Source organism: Flavobacterium sp. SOK18b, assembly GCF_014156605.1.
Lineage (GTDB): Bacteria > Bacteroidota > Bacteroidia > Flavobacteriales > Flavobacteriaceae > Flavobacterium > Flavobacterium tiangeerense.
Genome location: NZ_QKNZ01000066.1, coordinates 39,697 through 49,027, shown reverse-complemented (window position 1 = coordinate 49,027; position 9,331 = coordinate 39,697). Strand labels below are relative to the sequence as shown.

Sequence of the window (9,331 nt, the reverse complement as noted above, 5' to 3'; positions counted from 1 at the left end):
ATACGGTAAAAACCATGCCATATAAAGACATGATGCCATAAATTTTTGTTAAAGATATAAAATGTTTTATTGTAATGAAATGAAAGTTCAATTGATATTAAATTTTTACATTTAGTTCAGTTTTTACCAATTTCAGTCAGTACATTTGTTATTAATATAAATAAAAATTCTTTTTTTTAATTTTAAGTAAATGAAAAAAAACAAGCCACTAATACTTATTACAAACGACGATGGCATTTCGGCACCTGGGTTGAGAGCTTTAATAGCTGTAATGCAAGAAATTGGCGAAATTGTTGTTGTTGCTCCAGATAAACCTCAAAGTGCTATGGGACATGCCATTACCATAAACAGCACTTTATACCTAAATAAAATATCCAAAGATACCGACCCCTTTTTAGAATACAGTTGTTCTGGAACTCCAGTAGATTGTGTTAAACTTGCCGTAAATGAAATCTTAGAAAGAAAACCAGATCTTTGCGTATCTGGAGTAAATCATGGTTCAAATTCATCCATCAATGTTATCTACTCAGGCACCATGAGTGCTGCCATGGAGGCGGGAATTGAAGGTATACCCGCTATAGGATTTTCTCTTTTGGATTATGATTGGAATGCAAATTTTGATGCCATCAAAACCTTTATTCGTAAGATTGCGCTACAAGTTCTTGAAAATGGCTTACCCGAAGGTGTATTACTGAATGTTAATTTTCCAAAACTACAAGAAGAAAACATAAAAGGAATACGAGTATGCCGTCAGGCAAAAGCCATTTGGGTAGAAAAATTTGACAAACGCAAAACGCCTCAGGGCAGAGATTATTACTGGCTTGCAGGAGAATTTGTTAATCAAGATCATGGAGAAGATACTGATGAGTGGGCATTAAAAAACGGATACATATCAGTAGTACCTGTACAATTTGATTTAACAGCGCATCATGCCATTCAACAACTTAACACCTTTACATGGAATGAATAGTAGAGACATACTTATAGGATTTATAATAGGACTTTTGACTACCAGTTTAGGCAGTTTTATTTTTATTTATTTTTTTACAGATTACCAATTTATCGCGGGCATTCAGATCTTAAAATCTCAAGGGAATCTTGGAAAAATAATCACATTAGGCTGTGTATTAACGTTAGGAGCATTTGGGGTAGCTCTAAAATTAAACAGAGAAAAAATCGCGCAGGGAATTGTGTTTTCAGTAATTACTTTAGCCATTTTAACCTTAGTAATATAAATACAGAATTCGTTTTTTAAATTTAGCTTTTACAACCATGAAATATTACATAATTGCAGGTGAAGCCTCTGGCGATTTACACGGCTCAAACTTAATGAAAGAGCTTTTCAAAAAAGATCCACATGCAGAAATTCGTTTTTGGGGAGGTGATTTAATGGAGAATGTAGGTGGCACCTTAGTAAAACACTATCGTGAGCTTGCATTTATGGGTTTTATTGAGGTAGTCTTCAATTTAAAAACGATTTTAAACAACATAAACATTTGTAAAAAGGACATTCAGAAATTCCAACCTGATGTGTTGATTTTTATAGACTATCCTGGATTTAATCTCCGAATTGCAAAGTGGGCTAAAAAACTAGGAATCAAAACACATTACTATATTTCTCCTCAAATATGGGCTTGGAAAGAAAGTAGAATTACTGATATCAAAAGAGACATTGATAAGATGTATGTTATATTACCTTTTGAGAAAAAATTCTACGAAGAAAAACACCAATATCCAGTTGACTTTGTGGGACACCCCTTGATAGATGCCATTCAAAACAAATCGAATGTTACTGAAATAGATTTTAGAAAAGAAAACAATCTGAGTGACAAACCAATTATAGCAATACTTCCTGGAAGTAGAAAACAAGAAATTACAAAAATGCTGCAAATCATGCTCAGTGTTTCTAATGATTTTCCTGAATATCAATTTGTAATTGCTGGGGCTCCTAGTCAGGAATTCTCTTTTTATACCCCATTTATAACACAAAGTAACATTCAGTTTGTAGCAAATAAAACCTATGAATTATTACAAAATGCGACAGCCGCTTTAGTAACCTCAGGCACGGCTACACTTGAAACGGCTTTATTTAAAGTACCGGAAGTAGTATGCTACAAAGGCAATTGGATATCTTATCAAATTGCAAAAAGAATTATCACATTAAAATACATATCATTAGTCAACCTCATTATGGACGAAGAGGTAGTTACAGAACTCATTCAAGATGAATGCAATTCCAAACGCATCAAAGAAGAGTTGTACAAAATCTTGAAAACCGAAAAACGCAATACTATTTTAGAAAAATACATACTTCTTGAAAACAAATTAGGTGGTCGTGGTGCCAGTGAAAAAACAGCAGCTTTAATTGTAAATGATTTATTTTAAATTGAATTTTAAAACTTCGTACATACCAATAAAACAAGTACTTCGACGCAGTATAACAGTTGCTGTTATTGTGATTTTGGGTTACAGTTGTGCACCTAGAAATTATAGTTCAACGGCAAACAAAAGTGACTACAAAGAAATAAAACCTACATCAGATAAAAAAAAGATAGAAAAAACACTTCAATCAGTAATAGAAAATGCCTCAAAAGAGCTTGGAGCTCCCTACAAATATGGAGGAACTAGTTCAAAAGGATTTGACTGCTCTGGATTAATTATTACCATATTTAAACAGCAAGATATTATTTTACCACATAATTCTCTACAATTGTCCAAAACTGGACTAGTAATTAATGTAAAAAAAGATAAAGTCAAAAAAGGGGATTTAGTATTTTTTTCTAACAGCAAAAATAATTCAATAGATCACGTGGGCATTGTAATTGACACCTATGATGAGGAAATAAAATTCATCCACGCCTCTACTTCAAGGGGTGTAATTGTATCCTCTACTATGGAGCCATACTATAAAAAGAGTTTTGTTCAAGCCAATAGACTTTTTTAATTTTACAATTTTCTAACTAAAAAATAGTTCTTACTTATTTAAAATGTGTACTTTAGAGTTATGAAAGTGCTACATTTCCCACTGATAAAAATTACAATTGGTTTTATAATAGGACTTATTTTGTCTCATTATATCTTTTTCCCCACAAAATATATTTTTGTAGCAATACTACTTTCAGTTTTTGGATTAGGAGCACTACACTTTTTTCTCAAAAAAAATAAAAAAGCAGCACCATTATTTGGGATAAGTATATTGTTTTTAGCAGGATTAATTGGAGTTTCAACGCAACGCATACATTCTGATAGTTTCAGGGAGAGTCACTACTTACAAGTTAAAAATGTATTCGAACAAGAAAAAACTTATACACTAATCATTAGAGAAAAATTAAAAAAAACTTCATTTAGTGATCGATATGTGGCAATAATTACTCACATTAATAATGAAAATAAATCAGGTAAAATAGTACTGAACATCAATAATGATAGTATTGAAAATGCCTTAGAAGTCGGGAGCTTACTGCAGTTAAAGACCTCATTACACCGCAATACTTCACCCAAAAATCCTTATCAATTTGATTATGGAAAGTATTTAGAAAACAAACATATTTATGGCCAAATGTACACGTCAAGTGACGAAATAAAAATTGCAAAACAATTAAAAAAAGATCTTTGGTATTACTCGGATGCATTAAGAACACGCATTTTAAAAAACTTACAACATCATAATTTTAACGATGAAGAACTTCAAGTTGCCATGGCACTTATACTTGGGCAGCAACAAGAAATCTCGCCTACTATTATTAAAGACTATCAATTTGCAGGTGCTGTACATATTTTATCCGTTTCAGGACTTCATATAGGTTTCATACTAATGTTTATGACATTGGTTTTAAAACCTATACCAAACAATAAAAAAGGTTCGTGGATAAAGCTATTTATTATACTAACATCACTTATTTTATTTGGTATACTTGCTGGACTAGCACCATCAGTGGTACGTTCTGTGACAATGTTCTCTTTTATTGCAATTGGAAATCATCTTAGGCGCAGCGTAAACATATATCATACATTAATCGTTTCCATTCTAATAATTCTACTTATTGAACCTTCATTTCTATTTGACTTAGGATTTCAACTAAGCTATTTAGCGCTCTTTTTTATAATTTGGCTACAGCCAATGTTAAGCCTACTATACCAACCCAAAAATAAATTAACAAAATATTTTTGGGATATTTTAACCGTATCATTTGCAGCACAAATTGGTACCCTTCCATTAAGCATTTATTATTTTCATCAATTTCCTGGACTCTTTTTTATATCCAATATAATAGTAATACCATTATTAGGTGTAATAATGGTTCTTGGGGTACTGGTAATGCTTTGCGCTGCTGTATATGATACACCACAATTTTTATCTCAATTGTTTGAATGGAGTATCTATTTTCTAAATAAAATCATTCATAGTATTGCCTCCTTTGAACAGTTTATCATTAGAGATATACCTTTCCACTTTTTCATGTTAGTTAGTGCTTATATATCTATAATTTGTATGGTGTTTTGGATTAAAAAACCAAATTTTAATAAATTAGTTGGAGTATTGACCTCAATTATAGCAATGCAAGTTGGATGTATCTACACTCGCTGGCAAGACTCAAACAGTAGAGAATTAATTGTTTTTCATTTACCAAAAGAGACGTTAATTACTGTAAAACATGGAATTCATTGCAAGGTATATTGCAGCACTATCACTACAAAAGAAAACAAAGCAAAAAGTAACTTAAACACATACTTACTGAGCACTAATGGTTTTATACAACGAAAACAGTCTTTAAAAAACTTCATCTATTTCAAGGGAAAAAGAATTTTTGTATTAGACAGCTCGATACAACTTATCCCAAATATAAATCCCGATGTTCTACTATTAACACAATCAACTAAAGTTAATTTAGATCGTGTATTAATGAAGTTAAAACCCAAAATGGTTGTAGCAGATGGATCGAACTTTAGATCCATACAGCAAACCTGGAAAAAGAGTTGTGATAAACAGAAAATCCCTTTTCACATGACTCGTGAAAAGGGATTTTATAGTATTAAGTAAGTTAGAATTAATTATTCTTCAGTTACTCTTAAAAGTGCTTTAGCATCAGCTAACCATGTCTTTACTCCTCCGGTTTTGTAAACAATTTTACCTATCAACTGGTAATTAATCTTACCTTTTCTAGAACTAGCTCTTGCAAAACAAATTGAAGGAATAACATCCACACCAAAAGCACTTTTTAAATTTATGTTGCGATCAATATCCTCATTTCCTTCTGCTTGAGTAAGATCAATTTTAACAATTACAACATTATCCCTAGACCATAAAGCAAAATCAAGAGTATTCAAAACTTGAGAAAACAAAAGGGTATTTGAAGCATTTTTATCTGCAAATAAAAGTAATAAAGGCTTATTTTCTTTATTACTTATTTCAATAGCAGCATTTACATCTGTTAACCAATTCAAGGATTGGGCATTCATATTAAAGCTATACGAAAGTATAAACACAAAAAGTAAATTCTTAATCATAATGTAGGTCTTAAAAAGTTTTTATAAAAATAACAAAAAAACAGAATAATCAACAATAAAATGTAGATTTATGTTCAATTAATCTTTATAAAATAACAAAATCTCACCTAATTACTTTTTTAAAAGCTTATTAGCTTCTGTTAACCAGGCTGCTGGTCCTCCGGCAACATATCCCGTACTGCCTAATCCTTCAAAATTTACCTTACCTTCAACTGTTTTAGCATTTACAAAATGTACTGTTGGAAAACCTTGTATACCAAAAGCCATTTGCAATTCACTATTCTGCTTTTTAATTTCCTCTGTTTGGGTAGACTTTCTAGGAAAATCAAGTTCAACCAATACTACATTATCATTTGCCCATTTTGCAAATTCAGGTGTTTTTAGCACTTCTTTTTGCAATCTGATACACCAACCACACCAGTCACTTCCTGTAAAAAACAACAACATCGGTTTTTTAGTTTTGGTCGAAACTTCCATTGCCTTGTTAATATTAGTTTCCCAAACCAACTCTTGTGCTTGTGTAGCAACTGAAAAAGTTATCAGTAATAGCGTAATTATAATTTTTTTCATTGTGTTTTAATTTTTACAAATATATTCAAAAATAGTACCAAAAAAGGAGTCGCTACTTTACTTCCTGCATTAATTTTTTAATGAGTGGCGAACTTAAAATCAAAACTAACCCTGCAATTAAAGCATAAATCCCCAATTGATAATACCCATCAGCATATACGTAAAGTTTATCTAGATTGGATGCATTTTCAGATGCTTCTGCAATATTTGCCCCTAATATTCCAGCAAAATATTGTCCATACGCACTAGCTAGAAACCACATCCCCATGATTACGGCTTGTGTTTTTTGAGGGGATAGTTTAGTCATTGCTGACATTCCTATTGGTGATAAACACAATTCTCCAAAAGTGATGATAAACCAACCTAAAGTAAAAACTCCTAATGAGGTTCTTCCGTTTAAATCAGCAAAGAATTTAGTGTAATAAAATATCCAAAAACCTCCAGCAAGAAATATAAAAGCCAAACCAAATTTAATAACTGTATTAGGTTCTATCTTTCTTTTCGCCATCCACAACCAAACCAATCCCACTAATGCTGCAAAACCAATAACAAAAAACGAATTGGCTGCATTGTTTACTCCATTTGGACTTAATTCAACTCCTAAAATATCATTGTTTAAATTATTTGCAGCAAATAAGCTTAACGAACCCCCACTTTGCTCGAAAAACGCCCAAAAGAAAATAGAAAAAATGATAAACACTAAAGCAGCTAAAAGCTTTTTATTTTCTGCCAAAGAAAAATTCTTCATTTCATAGAACAAATACAATATAGAGGCAGGACCAATAAAAATCATAAAATAATCGGTATACTGGGTATTTGCAACCATGATTATTATTAACGGAATAATACAAAGCGAACCTATATAAGTTGCAATTTCAAGATTTTTTTTCTTCGATTTTTCAATATCCATCAAGGGTGAAAGTCCTATTGGCCCTAAACTTTTTTGAGTTTGAGTAAAGGTTAGCAAACTTACAATCATAACAACTGCTGCAAACCCGAAGCCAACATTCCATCTTAAATTTTCCGGTACTAATGATTGCCACATAGAACCTTCAGCTACAGCTATACAAATATAACCACCAATTAATGCTCCAAGATTTACACCCATATAAAAGAATGAAAAACCAGCATCTCTTCGTGGATCGTCATTTTTATATAACTGTCCCACCATTGATGAGATGTTGGGTTTAAAAAAACCTGTTCCAACAATTGTAAAACCCAAACCAATAAAGAAAAAATTCTTAGGATCAACGGCTAGAATGACACTTCCTATAATCATTAAAATTCCACCCCAAAAAAGTGACTTTCTTAAACCTAAAATTTTATCAGCAAATAATCCCCCAATAAATGTAAAGGCATATACCCAAGCTTGAGTAGCGCCATATTGCAGGTTAGCCACCGTTTCATTCATAGCTAAATGATTCACCATGAAAACCACGAGCATACCACGCATACCGTAGAAACAAAACCGTTCCCACATTTCACTAAAAAACAAATACCACAATTGTTTTGGATACTTTCCTTTAAAATTTTGAATTTCTTCTAATGACTGATTGATTTCCATACCTTAATTAATTCCGTGGTCTTTCATTACTTTGTTTAAATTTTTAACTAAAGCAAACATTAAAAGTGTCGCAAACATCAGTAACGCAAAATTAACCCAAAAGAAATTGGCTTTATCGTCATATTGATCCCACATACTTGCCAGAACTCCAGATAATTTATTTCCAATTGATGTTGATAAAAACCAACCGCCCATCATTAAAGCAGTGATATTTTTAGGAGACAATTTAGACACAATTGACAATCCCATCGGACTGAGAAATAATTCTCCAATGGTTATAATTCCGTAATTAGCTACTAGCCACCAAACAGAAACTTTTTCGGCTCCATTGTTGCCAATATGAACAGCAGCTACCATTACTAAAACGGATAATGCTGAAATTAATAATCCAAAAGCAATTTTAGTTGGAGTAGATGGTTCTTTTTTCCTGCTTCGTAAAAAAGTAAAAAAAGCAACAACCAATGGTGTTAAAATAATTACCCAACCTGGATTGATGGATTGACTTAAATTTGCCGACCATGTAAATATTTTACTTTCCTCTTTTGGTAATTTCTCATTCGCTACATTTCTAAAATACAATGGATAATCAACAACCTTTGTAACTTCGCCATCTTTTTTCTGAATTCTAAAAGCTGCATCATACAATGCAACTGAATCTTTTTTATACGTTAACGTATCGGTAAGGTTTAATTTAGATCCAATTTGTTGTGAAGTCCCTGTTAATTCTCTATCGGTATATTTATCACCCCAATTATTTAGTGCAGAACCATTCAATTTAAACACTGCCCAAAATAAAATCACTACTGCAAAAATTGACAGTAAGGCCCCGATTGGTCTTTTGTCTTCAACTTTAGCTTTGAAATATAAACTTCCGTAAAAAAACACAATTGGAATACACGCGAATATAAAAGCATCAGTACTGTCAGATCCAAAAACAGAACTATTAATATTCATTTCTGACTGAACACCTTTCAAAAACCAACCTATAACTCCAAAAACAACTGATGGCACTAAAATATACAATACAATTTTATAAAACGGCATGTCCCCTTCTTGCACTCCTTTTTTATCTGTTTTATCACCGTAATGTTTGGTCCCCAATAAAAATACAATCACACCAATAAACATTCCTACACCAGCGGCCATAAAAGCCTCTTGCCAACCGAAAAGAATTTTCAAAGCAGCACCAAAGAAGTTACAAATAAAGGCACCTACATTAATTCCCATATAGAAAATATTGTACCCCTCATCTTTCTTATCTTTATACTGTTCGTCATTGTAGAAATTACCTAACAGTGTTGAAATATTAGGTTTGAAAAATCCGTTTCCTACAATTACCAAAGTCATGGCAAAATACAACATCGGCAAACTGTGAATTCCCATCATGAGATAACCTGCACCCATCATCAATCCGCCAATTACGATTGATTTCTTGTATCCAAGATACCTATCTGCAATTAATCCTCCAATGAACGGAGTTAAAAACACCAAGGCAATGAAAGTTCCATACAAATCAGAAGCTTCTTTCTCTGTCATGGCAAATCCAGCCTCAACATCTTTTAGATATAAGGTAAAAATTCCGATCATTAAATAATAACCAAAACGTTCCCACATTTCAGATAAAAATAAGTAAGGCAATGCTTTAGGGTGACTTTTCCACATAATAAATTGGTTTAAAAAAACAAACCT

General features: G+C 32.1%; 9 protein-coding genes. 5 read left to right on the top strand and 4 right to left on the bottom strand.

Going from position 1 to position 9,331, the window contains the following annotated elements:
• Nucleotides 1-190: 190 nt before the first annotated feature.
• The 5 genes from surE to DNC80_RS10750 are packed head-to-tail and all read left to right on the top strand — an operon-like array spanning nucleotide 191 to nucleotide 5,041.
• Nucleotides 191-970, top strand: a complete 780-nt coding sequence (surE, locus tag DNC80_RS10770) for a 5'/3'-nucleotidase SurE (RefSeq protein WP_144891496.1) — start codon at nucleotides 191-193, stop codon at nucleotides 968-970.
• Nucleotides 930-1,235, top strand: coding sequence for a hypothetical protein (locus DNC80_RS10765; RefSeq protein ID WP_244289540.1), 306 nt, complete (start codon nucleotides 930-932; stop codon nucleotides 1,233-1,235). Before surE ends, DNC80_RS10765 begins: the two co-directional genes overlap by 41 nt.
• A gap of 37 nt (nucleotides 1,236-1,272) precedes the next feature.
• Nucleotides 1,273-2,385 carry a lipid-A-disaccharide synthase gene (gene lpxB / locus DNC80_RS10760; protein ID WP_182651227.1) on the top strand — a complete coding sequence of 371 codons (1,113 nt, stop codon included), beginning with the start codon at nucleotides 1,273-1,275 and terminating at the stop codon, nucleotides 2,383-2,385.
• A 1-nt stretch (nucleotide 2,386) separates the two neighbouring features.
• Nucleotides 2,387-2,944: a C40 family peptidase gene (locus DNC80_RS10755; protein ID WP_182651226.1), complete on the top strand. Its 558-nt coding sequence runs from the start codon at nucleotides 2,387-2,389 to the stop codon at nucleotides 2,942-2,944.
• A gap of 60 nt (nucleotides 2,945-3,004) precedes the next feature.
• Nucleotides 3,005-5,041, top strand: coding sequence for a ComEC/Rec2 family competence protein (locus DNC80_RS10750; RefSeq protein ID WP_182651225.1), 2,037 nt, complete (start codon nucleotides 3,005-3,007; stop codon nucleotides 5,039-5,041).
• Between the two features lie 11 nt (nucleotides 5,042-5,052).
• Here the strand turns inward: DNC80_RS10750 and DNC80_RS10745 are convergent, their stop codons facing one another.
• The 4 genes from DNC80_RS10745 to DNC80_RS10730 form a co-directional block, all read right to left on the bottom strand.
• On the bottom strand, nucleotides 5,053-5,508 hold the full coding sequence (locus tag DNC80_RS10745; RefSeq protein WP_182651224.1) for a thioredoxin family protein: 456 nt from the start codon (nucleotides 5,506-5,508) through the stop codon (nucleotides 5,053-5,055).
• 111 nt (nucleotides 5,509-5,619) lie between these two features.
• The gene (locus DNC80_RS10740; protein WP_182651223.1) at nucleotides 5,620-6,078 is read right to left on the bottom strand and encodes a thioredoxin family protein; all 459 of its coding nucleotides are present in this window, start codon (nucleotides 6,076-6,078) and stop codon (nucleotides 5,620-5,622) included.
• A 52-nt stretch (nucleotides 6,079-6,130) separates the two neighbouring features.
• Entirely contained in the window at nucleotides 6,131-7,642 is a 1,512-nt protein-coding gene (locus DNC80_RS10735) for a peptide MFS transporter (protein ID WP_182651222.1), read from the bottom strand.
• A gap of 3 nt (nucleotides 7,643-7,645) precedes the next feature.
• Nucleotides 7,646-9,304, bottom strand: coding sequence for a peptide MFS transporter (locus DNC80_RS10730; protein ID WP_182651221.1), 1,659 nt, complete (start codon nucleotides 9,302-9,304; stop codon nucleotides 7,646-7,648).
• Nucleotides 9,305-9,331: the final 27 nt, after the last annotated feature.